The 17963-nt window shown below is 59.8% G+C and carries 19 protein-coding genes and 1 pseudogene; 6 read left to right on the top strand and 14 right to left on the bottom strand.

Features of this window, described 5'->3' with window-relative positions; genetic code table 11:
* Positions 1 to 20: 20 nt before the first annotated feature.
* Both FZ934_RS03505 and FZ934_RS03500 read left to right on the top strand, forming a co-directional pair.
* The gene (locus FZ934_RS03505) at positions 21 to 665 is read left to right on the top strand and encodes an HD domain-containing protein (RefSeq protein ID WP_153269941.1); all 645 of its coding nucleotides are present in this window, start codon (positions 21 to 23) and stop codon (positions 663 to 665) included.
* A 9-nt stretch (positions 666 to 674) separates the two neighbouring features.
* Positions 675 to 1534, top strand: a pseudogene (locus FZ934_RS03500) (MOSC domain-containing protein).
* Here FZ934_RS03500 and FZ934_RS03495 read toward each other — a convergent pair.
* The 4 genes from FZ934_RS03495 to FZ934_RS03480 form a co-directional block, all read right to left on the bottom strand.
* Positions 1531 to 2526: an aldo/keto reductase gene (locus FZ934_RS03495; protein WP_153269940.1), complete on the bottom strand. Its 996-nt coding sequence runs from the start codon at positions 2524 to 2526 to the stop codon at positions 1531 to 1533. The pseudogene FZ934_RS03500 and the gene FZ934_RS03495 sit on opposite strands and share 4 nt — an antisense overlap.
* Before the next feature lie 99 nt (positions 2527 to 2625).
* Positions 2626 to 3387, bottom strand: coding sequence for a DNA repair protein RecO (gene recO / locus FZ934_RS03490; protein WP_153269939.1), 762 nt, complete (start codon positions 3385 to 3387; stop codon positions 2626 to 2628).
* A 79-nt stretch (positions 3388 to 3466) separates the two neighbouring features.
* Positions 3467 to 3982, bottom strand: coding sequence for a response regulator (locus FZ934_RS03485; protein ID WP_432443624.1), 516 nt, complete (start codon positions 3980 to 3982; stop codon positions 3467 to 3469).
* A gap of 84 nt (positions 3983 to 4066) precedes the next feature.
* Positions 4067 to 4819, bottom strand: a complete 753-nt coding sequence (locus tag FZ934_RS03480; protein ID WP_153269937.1) for a Crp/Fnr family transcriptional regulator — start codon at positions 4817 to 4819, stop codon at positions 4067 to 4069.
* Positions 4820 to 4994: 175 nt separating this feature from the next.
* Here FZ934_RS03480 and FZ934_RS03475 point away from each other — a divergent pair, with 175 nt between their 5' ends.
* On the top strand, positions 4995 to 5588 hold the full coding sequence (locus tag FZ934_RS03475; protein ID WP_153269936.1) for a dihydrofolate reductase family protein: 594 nt from the start codon (positions 4995 to 4997) through the stop codon (positions 5586 to 5588).
* Positions 5589 to 5614: 26 nt separating this feature from the next.
* Here FZ934_RS03475 and era read toward each other — a convergent pair whose 3' ends face one another.
* From era to rpoZ, 8 genes are all read right to left on the bottom strand, one after another.
* Complete coding sequence (era, locus tag FZ934_RS03470) at positions 5615 to 6553, bottom strand: GTPase Era (RefSeq protein ID WP_153269935.1); 939 nt, start codon at positions 6551 to 6553, stop codon at positions 5615 to 5617.
* A gap of 7 nt (positions 6554 to 6560) precedes the next feature.
* Positions 6561 to 7280, bottom strand: coding sequence for a ribonuclease III (rnc, locus tag FZ934_RS03465; protein ID WP_153269934.1), 720 nt, complete (start codon positions 7278 to 7280; stop codon positions 6561 to 6563).
* Positions 7277 to 8020: a signal peptidase I gene (gene lepB, locus FZ934_RS03460; RefSeq protein ID WP_153269933.1), complete on the bottom strand. Its 744-nt coding sequence runs from the start codon at positions 8018 to 8020 to the stop codon at positions 7277 to 7279. The genes rnc and lepB overlap by 4 nt, the downstream gene beginning before the upstream one ends.
* 115 nt (positions 8021 to 8135) lie before the next feature.
* Entirely contained in the window at positions 8136 to 8540 is a 405-nt protein-coding gene (gene acpS, locus FZ934_RS03455; protein ID WP_153269932.1) for a holo-ACP synthase, read from the bottom strand.
* Positions 8537 to 9121, bottom strand: a complete 585-nt coding sequence (locus tag FZ934_RS03450) for a DUF2062 domain-containing protein (RefSeq protein WP_153269931.1) — start codon at positions 9119 to 9121, stop codon at positions 8537 to 8539. Before FZ934_RS03450 ends, acpS begins: the two co-directional genes overlap by 4 nt.
* 140 nt (positions 9122 to 9261) lie before the next feature.
* Positions 9262 to 9411: a DUF3563 family protein gene (locus FZ934_RS03445; protein WP_082597502.1), complete on the bottom strand. Its 150-nt coding sequence runs from the start codon at positions 9409 to 9411 to the stop codon at positions 9262 to 9264.
* Positions 9412 to 9592: 181 nt separating this feature from the next.
* Positions 9593 to 11839, bottom strand: a complete 2247-nt coding sequence (locus FZ934_RS03440; protein ID WP_153269930.1) for a RelA/SpoT family protein — start codon at positions 11837 to 11839, stop codon at positions 9593 to 9595.
* Between the two features lie 100 nt (positions 11840 to 11939).
* Entirely contained in the window at positions 11940 to 12338 is a 399-nt protein-coding gene (gene rpoZ, locus FZ934_RS03435; RefSeq protein ID WP_113362871.1) for a DNA-directed RNA polymerase subunit omega, read from the bottom strand.
* 291 nt (positions 12339 to 12629) lie between these two features.
* On the opposite strand from rpoZ, the gene FZ934_RS03430 reads away from it, so the two are divergent.
* Entirely contained in the window at positions 12630 to 13208 is a 579-nt protein-coding gene (locus FZ934_RS03430; RefSeq protein WP_153269929.1) for an NYN domain-containing protein, read from the top strand.
* Between the two features lie 41 nt (positions 13209 to 13249).
* Here FZ934_RS03430 and smpB read toward each other — a convergent pair whose 3' ends face one another.
* Together smpB and dapA are read right to left on the bottom strand one after the other, a co-directional pair.
* Entirely contained in the window at positions 13250 to 13729 is a 480-nt protein-coding gene (gene smpB, locus FZ934_RS03425) for an SsrA-binding protein SmpB (RefSeq protein ID WP_153269928.1), read from the bottom strand.
* A gap of 99 nt (positions 13730 to 13828) precedes the next feature.
* A complete protein-coding gene (dapA, locus tag FZ934_RS03420; protein WP_153269927.1) occupies positions 13829 to 14713 on the bottom strand; it encodes a 4-hydroxy-tetrahydrodipicolinate synthase in 885 nt (294 codons plus the stop codon).
* Positions 14714 to 14928: 215 nt separating this feature from the next.
* Between dapA and FZ934_RS03415 the strand changes: the two genes are divergently transcribed.
* Both FZ934_RS03415 and FZ934_RS03410 read left to right on the top strand, forming a co-directional pair.
* Positions 14929 to 16998: a lytic transglycosylase domain-containing protein gene (locus tag FZ934_RS03415; protein WP_153269926.1), complete on the top strand. Its 2070-nt coding sequence runs from the start codon at positions 14929 to 14931 to the stop codon at positions 16996 to 16998.
* A 65-nt stretch (positions 16999 to 17063) separates the two neighbouring features.
* Positions 17064 to 17957, top strand: a complete 894-nt coding sequence (locus FZ934_RS03410; RefSeq protein ID WP_153269925.1) for an alpha/beta fold hydrolase — start codon at positions 17064 to 17066, stop codon at positions 17955 to 17957.
* Positions 17958 to 17963: the final 6 nt, after the last annotated feature.

The following is a 17963-nucleotide window of genomic DNA, read 5'->3' as shown; positions in this document are numbered from 1 at the left end:
TCATCCTCACGGTTTTATTCATGTTCGCGGCCAAGGCCTTCTCCCCTTTCGAAAATTTAGCCTCGCAGCTCATTCCTCACGCCTACGAGGGCGACGACGGTTCGCACGACCTCGCGCATATCCTGCGGGTCTTCAAGAATGCGATGCGCATCCAGGCCAAGGAAGGTGGAGACGCGAGGATCCTTGCGGCGGCCGTACTTCTGCACGATTGCGTCGCCGTGGAGAAGAATTCACCGCTGCGCTCGAAGGCCTCCGCACTTGCCGCTGAAAAGGCGGCCGGTGTTCTTACTGAACTCGGCTGGTCGCCGGCCGACATCGGCGTCGTCGAGCATGCGATCACCGCTCACAGCTTCTCGGCCAACATTGCGCCGGAGACGTTGGAGGCACGCATCCTGCAGGATGCCGATCGGCTCGATGCGATCGGCATGGTAGGTGCTGGCCGGTGCTTCTATATCGGAGGGCGCATGTCCTCCCTGCTCTACGACCCACTCGACCCCTCCGGCGAAAACCGTCCACTCGACGACCGGCGTTACGTGATCGATCATTTCCAGACGAAGCTCTTCAAGCTCGCTGACGGCTTCAAGACAGAGAGCGGCAGAGCGCTTGCCGCCGAACGAGACAAACGACTGCGCGATTTTCTCGCTGCCTTCATGGACGAAATCTAGGAGTTCCCGATGCGCATCAGCGATCTCTTCGTATATCCGCTCAAAAGTGGCCGGGCGATCGCCTTGCAGACCACCGAGATCACTGCATTCGGCCTGCCTGGCGACCGGCGCGCGATGATTGCCGATCCGGCGGGCCACTTCATCACGCAGCGCGAACTGCCGACGCTTGCGCGTATCGAAGCGGTTCTCGATGGGACAATCTCCAGCTCGCCCTATCGGGCAACGCCCCCATCCGGCCGAGCTTTTCCTCCGAGCGCCGCCTCAACGTCGACATCTGGAAAACGGACGTCAACGCGGCAGTCGCCGACGACAATACCAACCAGACGCTTTCGGAGTGGCTCGGTCGCGACGTTCGACTGGTGTTCTTCGATGGCAATGCCAAGCGGACCGCAAGCGCGGAGTGGGCCGGAGACGGAACACCCGTCACCTTCGCCGACGGCTACCAGATCCTCGTCACCACGACGGCATCGCTGCGGGCCTTGAATGCCGACCTCGCCGCTCATGGCGGAGGCAGCGTCGGCATGGAGCGCTTCCGGCCAAACATCGTCATCGACAGCGACGAAGCATGGGCCGAGGACAGGTGGACCGCAATCGAGATCGGCGGAATGCGGTTCGATCTCGTCAAGCCTTGCGCGCGTTGCATCATGACGACGCAGGACCAGCAGACCGGCTCCCGCGAGGTGCCCAACCCGATGCCCGCGATGGGCCGCATTCGCATGTCCGGCGACCGGCGCGTACCCGGCCCGCTGTTCGGCTGGAACGTCACGCCGCGCGGTACGGGTACGATTTCTGTCGGAGATGCTGTCTCAGTTCTCGAAGAGCGACCGGAAGCGTGGCCCATGAAGGTACGAGGCGAGAAGGTGCGCTAACCGCGTCCGAGTGCCACGTCGATCTCGCGCATCGTTTCGTCCGATAGCGGGCCCTTGCTCAACGCGCCGACGTTTTCCTCGACCTGCGCAACCGTGCGGAAGCCCGGGATCGGCAATGTGCGGGAAGAGCGTGCCCAAAGCCAGGCCAATGCGCCCTGCGTCGGCGTCCGTCCGTCTGACATCAGCAGGTCGCGCACCGCGTCGAGTTTCGCTGCGAACTCCGGTGCAATGCGTCCGTCCTTGAAATACACCATCCAGTCGAGCGCGGCGGCGCGAACATCCTTTGCGTCAACGGTCTTCTGTGCGGTGAACTTGCCACTCAGCAGTCCCATCGCCAGCGGACCGCGATTGATCGATACCAGGCCATGCCGTTCAGCCGTCGACACCAGCTCATCCGCCGGTTCGAAGACGTTCATTGTGTGCTGCACCGATACGAAACCGGGCCGCGTTGCCTGGCGCTCGGCCCGGTCAGCGAAATCCGTGCTCCAGCCGAAGGCGTCGATTTTTCCTTCCGCGCGGAGGGCTTCCAAGGTCTCGAAGACATCATCGGACTGCTGGAGCGGAAAATCGTTCAGGTGAAACTGCAAGAGATCCAGCCGTTCACGCCGCAGCCGGCGCAACGAGGTCTCCACCGAACCGCGAATGAAGGCGGGATCGGCGAATGCACCGGTTGCCTGCTTCGTCGCCGGATCCGTGGCAAAGCCGAATTTCGTGGCGACGACGATATCGTCGCGATTGCCGATCGCCTGTCCCAGGACCTCTTCCGAATGCCCTGCCCCGTAGTTGGATGCCGTATCGAAGAAGCGGACACCGAGCTCGATGGCGCGATGGACGGCCGCGATCGACTCGGCATCATCCACCTCTCCCCAGCCAAGCGGTGTATCGCCGGCGTAGAAAGGCCCACCGATCGCCCAGCACCCCATGCCAAGCCGTGGAATCGCTCTTCCATCCCAAAGCTGCAGGTGCGTCTCGTTGCTTGGCTTCGTCAGCATGTTGTCCTCCTCGACTGCTATGCAGGTCAGCAAGTAGGAGCGCTGCCGGTCGCGGTAAAGCGCCGGTGTTGCATGATGGTTTTCAGCGGTGAAAAACAGTCAGGCCGAGAGCTGGCTATCCCTCGAGACTTGTTGTTTCAGCGCCTTCAGCGCCGCCTGAACAAAACCTTCGCGCGCGGCCGGCATCTCCAGTCCACGCGGTTCGTAGACGTGCCTGTGCAGGAAGAACCCCGTCAGCCGGAAAGCAGCGGACAGATTTTCCGCATCCGCGGCCTCGCGCTGTTCGCCGCTCAAGAATGACGGCAAAAGGAACATCTTGTCCGCCCAGGGAGCGCCCGCGCTTCGGCTGACGGCGCGGCCGGATTTCGGAGAGACATAAGCCAGATCCGCACGCGCACCCGTGGCGGCACACTCCGTCAGATCGAGGCCGAAGCCGAGATCGTTGAGAACGGCCAGTTCGAAACGGACGAACAGTTCGCCCGCATCGGCGGGACTGTGCAGATTCTCGAGGATCACATCCAGCGTTTCAAAAAGATGCGGATGCGGGTCCCGCTCGGGCAGGAGCCGAAGCAGAGCGCCCATTGCCTGGACGCCATATACCGCCGTCGCCGTCTCCATCAGGCGCGCGGCCCTCAGCGTCACAGGCTCGATCCGAAACTCGCCGATATGCTCATCGAGCCGGGCCCGCCAGGTGGCTTCCACTTCATTGCCCGGCTGGAGAACGGGCTGCATTGCACGGGACCGTCCAGAACGCACCATGCCAAGATGGCGACCGCGCTCGCTCGTCATCACCTCGGCGATGACACTCGTCTCGCCGTGACGCTTTATGCCGAGAATGATCGCGCGGTCCTGCCACTGCATGAGATACGAAGCCTTAATTCGTTTGCAGCAGCCTAGAGCCTTTCGGGGTTAAACTGAAGCGTTCTGTCACGAAGACCGGTCAAACCTCGGCCGGAAAAAGCCTCTGGAGAAATTCCAGCATGGCCGTTTCGTCGAACGGCTTTACGAGCAGCGGCCTGTTCTGAAGCTCTTCAGGAAAATCCAATGTGTCGGAGTAACCACTCACGAAGCCGAAGGGAATATTCTCCGCAACAAGACGTCGAGCGAAGTCGAAGCTCATCACCTCTCCGAGGTTGACGTCAAGCAAGGCGAAATCGAACCGCTCGGCTTCCACCGCCTCGGTCGCCTGCGCGATGCTGCTGCAAATTCGGATCGTCTCGACGCCGATGGCGCGAAGAATATCCTCGGCCTCCATCGCGATGATCAAGCTATCCTCAAGAACCAGAACCCGGTTCGCACTCATGTTCGACAAGCCCTTTCGAAGGCGCCAAGCCCGGCTCGTCCCCTCGCCTTCAACTGCATTTCCACCTCTGATACGCAGCTGAACCTCAGCCGCAAAGCTCACACGACTGTCACTTGCATAGCCGCTTTTTCCGTGATGGTCGATAAGCACCATCAAGCACGACGACAAATCATGTCGTCGAGAACCTTACGTTCCCGCGCGGTTGTTCGCATTTAAAAAAGACATAGACCAGGCAATCTAGAGAAACGGTCGCAGCCGTTCGCCGAGGCCATCCCAGCTGGCGATTTCGGCGAGCTGTTCGCCATCAAGAACCTCACAGGTCCGCTCCTGCCAGCGAATAAGCCCGCGAACGGCGAGCTTTTTCAATGTCTTGTTGGTGTGGACGATCGAGAGACCAAGGGTGTCGGCAATATGCTGCTGGGTGATCGGGATCGCCTTGTGGCCGTTGAAGAGCTTAAGCTGCATGCCGCGTTGATAGAGGAAGGCGATCAGATAGGCCGCGCGTTCGAGCGCCGTGCGGCGGCCGATGCTGAGAAGGTGTTCGTCGAGCATCCGCTCCTCCTGCGCCGCCATCCAGGTGATGTCGAAGGCAAGCGAGGGATGTTTGTTGTAAAGCCCCATCAGCTTGTCGCGTTCGAAGACACAGAGCGAAACGGGCGACAGTGCCTCGACCGAGTGCTGCATCTCTCCCATGATCGAGCCCTGCAGCCCGATCAGGTCGCCTGGCATGATGTAGTTCAGTATCTGCCGCCTGCCGTCCTCCAGCGTCTTGTAGCGGAAGCCCCAGCCCGACAGGACAGTATAGAGATGCGCGCTATGGGCGCCTTCGACGAGAATCGTTGTGCCCGCATCCGCGGCAAGCTCTCCTTTCTTGAATTTCGAGACGAACTCGATCTCCTCCTCGTTGAACTCCCTGAAATGCGGCAAAGGCCGCAATGGACACCGCTCGCAGGGTGTCTTGAAAGAATGCGTGGGGCGCGTCGGAGCCATAAACCCTCTTGTTCAAAAAAACGGCGCCCTAACGGGCACCGCTATAATTAAACTCGCGACAAGCGAGTTCGTTCCATCAGCCGAGGGGTACACCGTCTCGGAAAACGATCAGGTGCTGTCGGAACTGGACGTTCTGCACCGTCCTTGAGCAAGGACTGCGAAAGAGGAGACAGCCGTGAGGGACCTGATCTTGAAGATGACCATGTCCGTCGACGGCTTCGTGAGTGACATGGACGGCAAGAACAGATGGATGTTCGGCTCAGATCAGGAGGCGAAGGCGTGGTCCGTAGAGACGCTGTGGACCGCCGGCCTGCACATCATGGGAAGCCGCAGCTTCAAGGACATGACGGCCTATTGGCCAACCTCCACCGACATGTTCGCACCGCCGATGAATGACATCCCGAAGGCTGTCTTCTCACGAAAAGGGCCGTCACTCCTCGAAGGCGAAGAGCCCCGGCAGACGGCGGAACGGCAGCCCGGCTGGGAGAGCTGGGCGACAGCTTATGTGGCAAGCGGGCGTCTTGCGGATGAGATCGCGATGCTGAAAGCTCAAGAGGGCAAGCCGATCATCGCCCACGGCGGCGTCGGCTTCGCGCGCAGTCTTGTCGCCGAGGGCCTGGTCGACCAATTCGTGCTGCTGGTTGCGCCGGTCGTGCTCGGCAAGGGCAAGGCGCTGTTCTCGGAACTTGCCGCGCCAAGGTCGCTTAAGCTGACAAGCTCAAGAGCCTTCCCGGGCGGCGCGGTCGCGCAAGTCTATCGGGCGGCGTAAACCGCCCGAAGTCTTCAAGCTGAAGCTTAGTGCGGGAAGTCCAGGCCCATTTCGCGGAAACGTTCGGGATCATCGCCCCAGTTTTCACGAACCTTTACGAACAGGAAGAGGTGCACCTGCTGCTCGAGAATTTCCGAAAGCTCGCGACGGGAAGCCGATGAAATCGCCTTGATGGTCTCGCCGCCTTTTCCAAGAGCGATCTTCTTCTGGCTGTCGCGCTGGACGTAGATGACCTGCTCGATGCGCACAGATCCATCCTTGCGCTCTTCCCACTTCTCCGTCTCGACGTGAGACGAATAGGGAAGTTCCTGGTGCAATCTCAGGAAAAGCTTCTCGCGGGTGATCTCGGCTGCGAGCTGGCGCATCGGAAGATCCGAAATCTGATCCTCCGGGTAGTACCACGGACCTTCCGGCAATGTCGAGGCGAGGAAATCCATAACGTCGGTGCAGCCCGATCCGTTTTCCGCCGAGATCATGAAGGTATGATCGAAGGCAATCTTCTCGTTGGCCGCGGCGGCAAGCGCAAGAAGGTCCTCGCGCTTGACGCGGTCGATCTTGTTCAGCACCAGAATTTTCGGCTGCTTCACTTCTTTGAGGCCCTCAAGGATTGCCTCGGCATCGCCACGAAGACCGCGCTCGCTGTCGATCAGGAGCATGATCAGGTCCGCATCCTTGGCGCCGCCCCAGGCCGACGTCACCATCGCCCGGTCAAGGCGACGGCGCGGCTTGAATATGCCGGGCGTATCCATGAAGACGATCTGCGCGTTGTTGTGGATCGCGATGCCGCGCACGATCGCTCGCGTCGTCTGCACCTTGTGGCTGACGATCGAGACCTTGGCGCCGACCAATCGGTTGACGAGCGTGGACTTGCCGGCATTGGTCGGCCCGATCAGCGCGACAAATCCGGAATGCGTCACATCAGCGGCCTCGTTGGCGCCGCCTGCCATGTCTTGTTCTTCGCTCATCTTCCCGTCAATTTCCGGCAGACGTCTTCTGCCAAATTCCTTCGCGTTCCAGCATCTTCGTTGCAGCCACCTGTTCGGCTGCGCGCTTGGAACGCTCGACACCTGTCTCCGGCTGAACGCCTGCGACTTCGACCGTCACCGTAAATCGCGGATCATGGTCCGGTCCAGTGCGTTCTTCAACCCGATAGTTCGGCGTCACGCCGAACTTCGCATGCGACCATTCCTGCAGCTCTGTCTTGGCGTCACGCCGGGCGCCATCGGCCCGGGTAGCGCGTTTCTGCCAATACTTCAGAATGAAACGCCGCGCGACCTCAAGACCACCATCCAGATAGATGGCCGCGATCAGGCTTTCGACAACATCGGCGCGAACATTCATCATGCGCTTGCCGGTCAGCTTCTTCACATCGGCGCCTGTCCGGATGAAGAGATGCAGTCCGAGTTCATCGGCAACCTCCGCGCAGGTATCGGCGCTGACGAGCTGGTTCAGGCGAACGGAAAGCTCGCCCTCGGCCGCCGTCCCGAACGTGCGGAAAAGCAGTTCGGCGACACAGAGGCCAAGCACTCTGTCGCCGAGGAATTCCAGACGTTCGTAATTGCCGCTCTTCTGGGTGCGAGCGCTGGCGTGGGTGAGCGCCCGGTCCAGGCGCTCCTTCTCGGCAAACTCGTGACCGATGAGGGCTTCCAGCCGCGCACGGTCGCTAGCCGAGAGTGTCTGCGCCTTGCTCATTCAACGCTCTTGAAAAGGCGATCCCAACGCATGTTGGTCGGCCACTTCCAGATTTCACGGAAGGAGGTGTCGTTGCCGAGCGAGAAGAAGATCACGCTGGCGCGGCCCACGAGGTTCTCAGCGGGAACGAAACCGACATCGAAACGGCTATCCAGCGAGTTGTCGCGGTTGTCGCCCATCATGAAATAATGGCCTTCGGGAACGATGAACTCGCGCGTGTTGTCGCCGCGGGAAACCGGGGACTGGTCGAGCGTATCGTAGCTGACGCCGTCATCAAGCGTTTCGCGAAAAACTGGAACATCCTGGCCCGGATCCTGCGCATAGTCGGAATTGAAGGTACCATCGGGGACCTTCGGCACGGGCTTGCCGTTGATGTAGAGAACGCCTTCGGTGACCTGAATATGATCGCCGGGCAGACCGACGAGGCGCTTGATGTAGTCGACCTCAGGGTTCGGCGGGAAACGGAAGACGACGATATCGCCGCGCTTCGGCTCGCTCGAGAAAATGCGGCCGCTGAAAAGGTTCGGCGAGAACGGCAGCGAGTATTTCGAATAGCCGTAAGCGAACTTGTTGACGAAGATGTAGTCGCCGACAAGCAGCGTCGGCATCATTGAGCCTGAAGGGATGGTAAAGGGCTGGAAGAATACGGTGCGGATCACCATCGCCAGGATCAGCGCCTGAGCGATGACCTTGATGTTTTCCCAAAGTGCGTTTGGCTTCGATTCAACTTTTTCGGACACGCAGTTTCATTCCTTCAGGGCATCATCTTGGATGCACGATTTTTCTTGTTCTCTGTAGCGGCTTAGCTCGACTCCGGCAATGCCGCCAACATTAAAAGCGACGACACGCCGCTGCTCAGGGGCTTTCCGGGAGCGCCTCGATTATCACGAATGCTTGAGCCAGCGGAAAATCATCCGTTATTGTCAAATGGATGGCGGCGCGATGCCCCGCCGGCAGCATCGACTGAAGGATCTCGGCAGCACCGCCGGTCAGCTTCATCGTCGGCTTGCCGCTCGGCAGGTTGACGACGCCCATGTCCTTCCAGAAGACGCCCTGCGCGATGCCCGTTCCGAGCGCCTTCGAGCAAGCCTCCTTGGCGGCAAAACGCTTGGCGTAGGAAGCGGCGCGGTTTGCGCGACGGTCGGACTTGTTGCGCTCGACCTCGGTGAAGCAGCGCGACGTGAAACGCTCGCCAAAGCGCTCCAGCGACTTCTCCACCCTTCTGATATCGATGAGATCGCTACCAATTCCGATGATCATACGGTCTCCTGCATCGGGTTCGACAGGCGGGCACGGGCTCGTTCGAGCAGACGAGCACGCCGGCGGCCCTGGAAGGCCCGGACGGTGTAGAATGTCGCGAAATAAAGGATGACGGACGTCACCAGAGCTGGCGGTATCGAGCCGATCAGCATCGGCTCCAAGACAGGGCGCCACAGCTCTGTAATGTGCAACTGATGGAACAGGGCGGCCAAATCGACACTTTGCCCCGGCATGGTGTCCTGGCGGCTCAGCAGCAAATGGCCGATCTCCCACGTCGTTCCCCAAATGAAGGGATAGGTCAGCGGATTACCGAAGGCTGCGCAGCCGAGCGCGGCGGCGACCATGTTGCCGGAGAAAAGATAGCTCAGGATGAAAGCCATCACGAAGTGGATGCCGATGAACGGGGTCCACGATACGAAGATGCCGGCCGCAACACCGACGGCCACCGCATGCGGTGTCGCCCTCAGGCGCAGGACACGCATCACGAGATAGCGCGGCGGACGCGTCAGCCCCTTGCGGGGCCACAGCAACTCGCGAAGCTTCTCACGAAATCCAGCAGGTTTTCGACGTCTAAACAACATGGCGCGTATGTAGTGCAAGGCGCACGGGCATGACAAGAGCGTCAAACCACCTCAGTCATCATTTGATCAGCGCCGACTGAGCACTCTCGATGGGCATGACATTCGAATGCCCCTTCCCTTTCTCAAGTATAAACCCGATATTAACGGGTGCGGAACATGCCGCGATCGACCTGACGCTGGCGATATTCCAGATCAATACGGTCGAACGAACCGTTCAGATATGCCATTTCACGTTCTTCCGCAGTCGGAGCACGCAGCGCACGGGCGATATTCTTAATCGGCTTGAACATTTGCTTGCCTCATCTTTCTCTTCATTCTCTGATGATGAGAAGATAGGCGCTGCGGGCACGGATTACCAACGCTGTAACCTGACGACAGCCATGCGATGGGCGCATGGCTTACCCTTCATGTGCGCTAATTAGGTCATAAAACGATCACAAAATGTGCAATTGCATGCCAACTTGGAGCCGATCACTCGTAGAGACGTCTTACCGTCGCCACGCATTCCAGCTCGGCCAATTGCGTAAGCAATTGATTCAGCTGGCGTAAATCCCACACTTCGACGTCAAGCGTCATTTCCGTGAAGTCGGTGGCAACGCGAACGGTGTTGAGCACGCGGATATTTACATCGACGCCGGCAACCGTCTGCGCAAGCTTTGCAAGCGTGCCGGGCTCGTTCAGCCCGTTGACCATGATCCGCGCCATGAAGCGAGATTTATTCGCCTCGTCCAGATCCCAGCGCACGTCGATCCAGCGATCAGGCTGCTCGTCGAACCGCTGCAGGACCGGGGACTGGATCGGATAGATGGTAATTCCCCTGCCGTTTTCAGTGCTGTCCATGATGCCGACAATGCGATCTCCGGGGACCGCGCCCGTCGGAGCGAACTGTACGTCGACATTGCTGGAAATGCCGCGGATCGGCACGGCATCGGCGTCGATGGCCGCGTCGTGATCGGCAGGCAGGCCCTCGCCCGTCTTCGACCGGCCCGGAATCTTGAAGATCATGCCTGAAGCGCTGCGGACATTGAACCAGCCATCGTCGCCGCTCGGCTTGGCCGTGACACGCTCTTCCTGATGGTCGGGATAGACCGCGCGCAGCACATCGAGCGAGGACATCTCGCCACGACCGACGGCCGCGATCGCGTCCTCGACATCCTTCTGGCCGAGGCGGTGCAGCGCAGGCTTCATCGACTCCCGTGAAAAAATCTTGCCGGCACGGTCGAAGGTACGCTCCAGAATGCGATGGCCGAGCCCGGCATACTGCTTGCGAATCGCCATGCGCGTCGCGCGCCGGATAGCAGCCCGCGCCTTGCCCGTTACGACGATTTCTTCCCAGGCAGCCGGTGGAACCTGAACGCCGGAGCGGATGATCTCCACTTCGTCGCCGTTTGCAAGGCGGGTCACCAACGGCATGATGCGACCGTTGATCTTGGCGCCAACGGTCGTGTCGCCAATGTTGGTATGCACCGCGTAGGCAAAGTCGATCGGCGTTGCCCCGCGTGGCAGCGCGATAAGCTTGCCCTTGGGCGTAAAGCAGAACACCTGATCCTGGAAAAGCTCGAGCTTGGTATGCTCGAGGAATTCTTCGGGGCTGTCGCCTTCCGCAAGCGCCTCGATCGTATGGCGCAGCCAGGAATAGGCATTGGACTCGCGCGAGAGGATGTCGCCATCGGCATTGGTGGCGCCGTCCTTGTAAAGCGTGTGGGCAGCAATACCGAACTCGGCGATCTCGTGCATGCGCTTCGTGCGGATCTGCAGCTCGATGCGCTGGCTCGACGGACCGACGATCGTCGTGTGAAGCGAGCGATAGTCGTTCTGCTTCGGCGTCGAGATGTAGTCCTTGAAACGGCCTGGAACGACGCGCCAGCGCGTATGGACGATACCGAGGGCGCGATAGCAAGCCGGAATGTCATCGACGATGATACGGAAACCGTAGACGTCGGACAGCTGCTCGAAAGACAGCGACTTCGACTGCATCTTGCGGAAGACCGAGTATGGCTTCTTCTGGCGGCCCTTCACATAGGCATTGGTGAGACCGCTGGCGACGAGCAGATCGCGCAACTCGGTCTCGATCTTCTTGACCAGGCCTTCATTGCGGCGAGAGAGCTCTTCCAGGCGCTTGGTGACGGTCTCGTAGGCTTCCGGATTGATATGGCGGAAGGACAGGTCCTCGAGCTCTTCACGCATGTCCTGCATACCCATGCGGCCGGCGAGCGGCGCATAGATATCCATCGTCTCCTCGGAGATGCGGGCGCGCTTCTCCGGCGACATATGGTCGAGCGTGCGCATGTTGTGCAGGCGGTCGGCCAGCTTCACCAGCAGCACGCGCACATCATCGGAGATCGCCAGCAGCAGCTTGCGGAGATTTTCGGCCTGCTTGGCCTTCTTGGTAACGAGATCGAGCTTCTTGATCTTCGTCAGCCCCTCGACGAGGCGACCGATATCTTCTCCGAAGAGTTCGTCGATCTCGGCGCGGGTGGCCGTGGTGTCCTCGATCGTATCATGAAGCAGGGCGACCGCGATCGTCGATTCATCGAGATGCATATCCGTGAGGATGGCGGCGACTTCGAGGGGATGGGAGATGTAGGGATCGCCGCTCGCACGCTTCTGCTGCCCATGCTTCTGCATGGCGTAAACGTAGGCTTTATTCAGCAGCGCTTCGTTGGCATCGGGCTTGTATTTCTGAACCCGCTCCACGAGCTCGTACTGCCGCATCATCCCGAAGCCACTCCATTACAAAAGAAAAGCGCGCCAATCACAGATTGGCGCACGTGATACTCAATCATATGCCGAAGCAATAATGGCGCAAGGTTGACGATTAGTAATCGTCGCTCTTTTCTGGCGGAACCAGACCTTCGATACCGGCCAGAAGCTCTTCTTCCGACATCTGGTCGAACGTGACGGTCTCCGGCAGGTCTTCCTGCTCTTCGCCTTCGCTGACAGCAGCGGCGGCGATGAGGCTTGCCGGATCGGGCTCGGGCTCGTCGACTTCGACATGCTTCTGCAGCGAGTGGATCAGGTCTTCCTTCAGATCGTCGGGAGACAGTGTCTCATCAGCGATCTCGCGCAGGGCGACGACAGGGTTCTTGTCGTTGTCGCGGTCGATGGTGATCGACGCACCCTGGGAAATCAGCCGCGCGCGGTGGCTGGCAAGCAGAACCAGCTCAAAGCGGTTCTCAACTTTGTCAATGCAATCTTCAACTGTGACACGGGCCATTGCCTGTCCTTTACGGGTCGTGATCTCGGGATTAGCACGGCGATACAATTAAAAGCGGACAAATTCAAGTTTTTCGTGAAAGCTGATTTGCCACCGCCAGCTATGATCCAATTCAGAGGAGAATGCGGGAATTCCACCGAAAGTTGCTTGGAATATCCCGAATCGTGCCCTAAATCATTCTTATATGAATAGTTCATAAAGTAAGAATTGTTCTGGTCTTTGGTTTAACTCGTTGATGTGATGGGTTTTTTAACAGAGACTTTTCGATTGCTCAAAGTGGATTGGTACGCGATGTTTGACCCGCGCGAAAAAATTGCTCTTTTCATTGATGGCGCCAATCTCTACGCCGCATCCAAGAGTTTGGGCTTCGATATCGACTACAGAAAGCTTCTAAAGGCCTTTCAGAAACGCGGTTATCTCCTGCGCGCCTATTACTACACCGCACTGATCGAGGATCAGGAGTACTCCTCCATCCGACCGCTGATCGATTGGCTTGACTACAACGGCTACAAGGTCGTGACCAAGCCAGCCAAAGAATTCACCGATTCCATGGGACGCCGGAAGATCAAGGGCAACATGGACATCGAGCTTGCGATCGATGCCATGGAACAGTCCGAGACGGTCGACCATCTCGTCATCTTCTCCGGCGACGGCGATTTCACGACGCTTGTGGAGGCTCTGCAGAGACGCGGCCGCAAGGTCTCGGTTATCTCGACGATGGCAACTCAACCGCCGATGATCGCCGACGATCTGCGCCGGCAGGCCGACCACTTCATCGATTTGCTGTCCTTGAAGAGCGAGATCGGTCGCGATGCCTCGGAGCGTCCCCCGCGTCCGGCGGAGCCGGCTTCCAGTGACGCCGAAACCTGACGCGTTTGAGCGGCGATGGTTCGTCCAACGCCGCTCAAAGCTCAGCTGTTTTCTCGCAGCAACCGGCCCTTCTGACGATTCCAGTCGCGTTCCTTCTCGGTCTCGCGCTTGTCGTGCAGCTTCTTGCCCTTGGCCAGCGCCAGTTCCATCTTGGCGCGGCCACGGTCGTTGAAGTAGATCTTCAATGGAATGAGGGTCATCCCCTCGCGGTTGATGCCCACCCGAAGCCGATGGATCTCCCTGCCCGAGAGCAGCAATTTGCGACGGCGGCGCGGCTCGTGGTTGAAGCGGTTGGCCTGGAGATATTCCGGCAGGTAGGAATTGATCAGCCAGATCTCGCCATCCTCGTCGGAGGCATAGGACTCGGCGATATTGGCCTTGCCCTCGCGCAGCGACTTCACCTCGGTGCCCATCAACACGAGCCCGGCTTCGTAGGTGTCGATAATCTCGTAGTTGAAGCGCGCCTTGCGGTTCTCGGCGACGACTTTCTTCACTACACGCTGACTGCCTTTGGGGGCCATGAAAGGAATTCCAGTCCTTGAACGGCGCGACGATCGCGCCGTTTATTCTGATGGTTTATCTAGAGATCCGCAAAGCCGTTGTGAAGGGCGGCGGCTCGCTCAGTTCAGCAGGCCGGCGTGGCGCATGGCTGCATCGATTGCCGCTTCGGTGCCAGGCTCCAGCGTGGAAATCAGCGGCGAGCGAACGTTGCGGCTCATCCGGCCGAGCTTGGAAAGGCCGTACTTCGATCCACAGAGACCCGGCTCCAGGAAAATCGCCTTGTGGAGCGGCATCAGGCGGTCCTGATACTCAAGCGCCTTTGCGTAGTCGCCGGCGAGCGTCGCAGCCTGGAACTCGGCACAGAGCCGCGGCGCCACGTTGGCGGTCACCGAAATACAGCCGACGCCGCCATGAGCGTTGAAGCCGAGCGCGGTCGCGTCCTCACCGGAGAGCTGCCGGAAATCCTTGCCGCATGTCAGGCGCTGTTCGGAAACGCGCTCGATCTTGCCCGTAGCGTCCTTGACGCCGACGATGTTTGCATGCGCCTTGGCAAGCGCGCCCATCGTCTCGGGGGTCATGTCGACCACCGAACGGCCAGGAATGTTGTAGATATAGATCGGCAGCTTCACAGCCTCGGCGATCGCCGAGAAATGCGCGAACAAGCCCTTCTGCGTGGGCTTGTTGTAGTAGGGCGTCACGACCAGGATACCATCGGCGCCAGCCTTTTCGGCATGCTGTGCAAGCTCGATCGCTTCGCGCGTGTTGTTGGAGCCTGCACCCGCCATGACAGGAACGCGCTTAGCTGCAGCCTCGATGCAGAGTTCCACGACCCGTTTGTGCTCGGCATGCGACAGCGTAGGCGACTCGCCGGTCGTGCCGACCGGAACGAGACCGTTGCTGCCTTCCTTGATTTGCCAGTCGACATGAGCGACAAAGGAGGCCTCATCGACCTGACCGGCATCAGTGAAGGGTGTGACGAGTGCGGGAATGGATCCCTGGAACATGCAGAACTCCTTACGGCCACAATCCATGGTTCGGCCGCATTCCTTGAATATGAGGAGCGCACCATAGTGCGGTGAAAACGCCGCGACAAGCGCGCAGAGGTCGGATTGGCGGAAATTCCGATAGCAAATGTGAATGAAATTTAACCGCTTCGGTAAGCTTTCATTAATATGCGTCCGAGCAAATGTAGGACGTGTTTCCATTGTGAGTGTCCAGCATGAAGCGAGCCGTCCTGATCCTCTCCGCCCTCGGCCTTACAGCCGCTGCGTGGAGCAGCGTTGCGTCGCCGCTGCCGGGTGAGGACATTCCCGTTCCCGATGTAAAGCCGATCGGATTCGTGCCGCAGACGAGCGTACCCGAGTCCCTCATAACAGGCGCGATCCCAAGGGGCCCGACCGTCGCGCCGGTGGCAAGCGACCTGAAAACCGGACTGGATGCGCTCAGCGCCCGCAATCCGCTGCAGGCGATCGCGGTACGCAACAGCATGAAAAGCGGGACGCTCGACCGGCATATCCTGACATGGGCGATCGCCGTGTCGGCACAAAAAGGCGTTCCTTCAGTCGAGATCGCGACTGCGGCGCAGGAACTGCAAGGTTGGCCGGGCCTCGCCAAACTGCGCGCCTATTCGGAGCGCGCTCTTTACGATGAAAACCCGGCGCCGAGCGCGGTGTTGGCAGCATTCGGAGAAACCGCGCCTGAGACGAATTCGGGCGCGATGATCCTCGCGCGTGCGCTCGTCGCAACGGGCAAACAGGCCCAGGCGGCAAAGCATATCCGCAAACTCTGGCGCGGCCAGACACTGGACACCGCGACGGAAGACAAGATTCTCAACGAATTTTCAGGGCTTCTGACGGCTGCCGATCACAAGGCGCGGATGGAATATCTGATGTATCGAAACCGCGCCGCGCAGGCGAAGCGGTTCGGCGATCTCGGCCAGGCACAGTCGCTGTACAATGCCTGGAATGCCGTCATCGGTAAGGCGGCAAACGCCGAGGCGCTTCTCGCCTCGGTCGACGGCAAGTGGCGCAATGACCCCGGCTACCTTTTCGCCCGTATCGAATATCTGCGGAAGCAGGAGCGTTATGGCGACGCTGCAAAGCTGCTGAGGCAAATGCCGCGCGACCGCGACGAGTTGGTGAACGCCGGTGAATGGTGGAACGAGCAGCGCATCATTAGCCGGGGGCTGGTGGATCAGGGGGATTTCAAGGCCGCCTACGGTATTGTTTCCAGCTACGCCGCCACGGCTCCGACCGATATTGTCGAAGCTGAGTTCCATGCCGGCTGGTATGCGCTTCGCGGAATGCAGGATGCAGACACCGCACAGGGTCATTTCAGAAAGATCCTGAATTTCTCGAACGGTCCGCTTTCCGTCTCGCGTGCGTGGTACTGGATGGGCCGCTCAGCGGAGGCTGGCGGACCTGGGAAGGCCAGCGATTTCTACGCGAAGGCCGCCAGCTACCCGACGACTTTCTACGGCCAGCTCGCCGGCGAAAAACTCGGCCGCAAGACGCTGAACGTCAGCTATCCCTCCCCCTCGTCCGCAGATCGAGAGCGCTATCAGGGTCGCGAAGCAGTGCAGGCTATTGCCAGGCTCGACGCCGCCGGCCATGGCTGGCGCGCGAAGGATCTCTATCTGGCACTGGCCGATCAGTTGCAGAGCCCAGGCGAACTTGCGATTCTCAGCGCACAGGCCGAACGCTCCGGCGATCACCATCTGTCGCTACAAATCGGCAAAACCGCGTATTCCCGTGGTATCGACGTTGCCGCTCTGGCGTTTCCCCTCGGCGTCATTCCGGCCGGGGCCAATATCTCCGGGTCCGGTAAGGCGCTGGCTTATGCTATCGCCCGGCAGGAGAGCGCCTTCAACCCGGCGGCGGTTTCGGTTGCCGATGCCCGCGGCCTGCTGCAGATTTTGCCCGGAACGGCGAAGGCCGTCGCCAAGCGACACAACATCACCTATTCGAAAGACAAGCTGACGACGGATGCAGGCTACAACGCCACGCTCGGCGCGCACTATCTGGGTGAGCAGATCGATACGTTCGGCGGTTCGTACATCATGACCTTCATCGCCTATAATGCCGGGCCTAAGCGCGTGCCGGAATGGATCGGCCGTTACGGAGATCCACGCGGCAAGTCGATCGATGCGGTCGTCGATTGGATCGAGCGCATCCCTTTCCCTGAAACGCGCAACTACGTTCAGCGGGTGATGGAGAACTATGAGGTTTACAAAGCCCGCCTCGGTCAGCCCGCCGACCTGCAGGGCGACCTGATCAACGGCCGCTCCTGAGCCAATTTCAATTGCCAGCGCTGTCCGGCCGCCGTTAGTCTCCACTGAAACAGGGAGACGACGCGATGGAAGATGTTGCGAATGCCGGTTTCGTGCAACTGCAGGTGAGCGCAGAGGATGGGCTCGCACTATCGCTGCGTGACTATCCCGCGCGACCGGATGGCAATCCGCAATCAGTGCCGATCGTCTGCCTCCCCGGCCTGACGCGCAATGCGCGCGACTTTCATCAGCTTGCTCTTGCGTTGTCGCAGGACCGGTTAGCGGCGCATCGCGTCATCGCCGTCGATTATCGTGGGCGCGGGCTCTCCGCCTGGGATGCCAACAAGGCAAACTATTCGATCGCCGTTGAGGCTCGCGATGTCCTTACCGTTTGCGATCATCTTGGCATTGAGCGCGCGATATTCATCGGTACGTCGCGCGGCGGGCTGATTCTTCACATTTTTGCCGCCATGAGACCGGCATTGCTGGCTGGCGTAGTCCTCAACGACATCGGACCGGTCATTGAAGCCACAGGGCTCATGCGGATTCGCGATTACTTGAACCGTGGCGGCTCTCCTGCAGATTGGAACGAGGCTGTCGCGGCACTGCAGGCCAACCACGGCCGATACTTTCCCGCTCTTAACCCGGAAGACTGGCGCGAGATGGCCGATGCCATCTACCGCGTGATCGACGATCGCATCGTCCCTGACGTCGATCCGGCCATTGCGGAGGCCTTGCTTACCATCGATTTCAACAAGCCCCTGCCCGATCTCTGGCAACAGTTCGATGCGTTCCAGCAGATTCCCCTGCTGGTGATTCGAGGAGAGCATTCCGATCTTCTGTCGGAGAAGACGGTCGAAGAGATGCGTGCGCGGAATCCGGGGATAACCACACGCGTCGCCGAAGGTCAGGGCCATGCGCCGCTGCTGCATCTGGCGCCTGCTTACAGCGAACTTAGCCGCTTCCTCGCCAGTCGCTAGCCCCTT

The organism is Rhizobium grahamii (assembly GCF_009498215.1).
GTDB classification, from domain to species: Bacteria; Pseudomonadota; Alphaproteobacteria; order Rhizobiales; family Rhizobiaceae; genus Rhizobium; species Rhizobium grahamii_A.
This window is presented reverse-complemented; position numbering and strand designations above follow the sequence as displayed.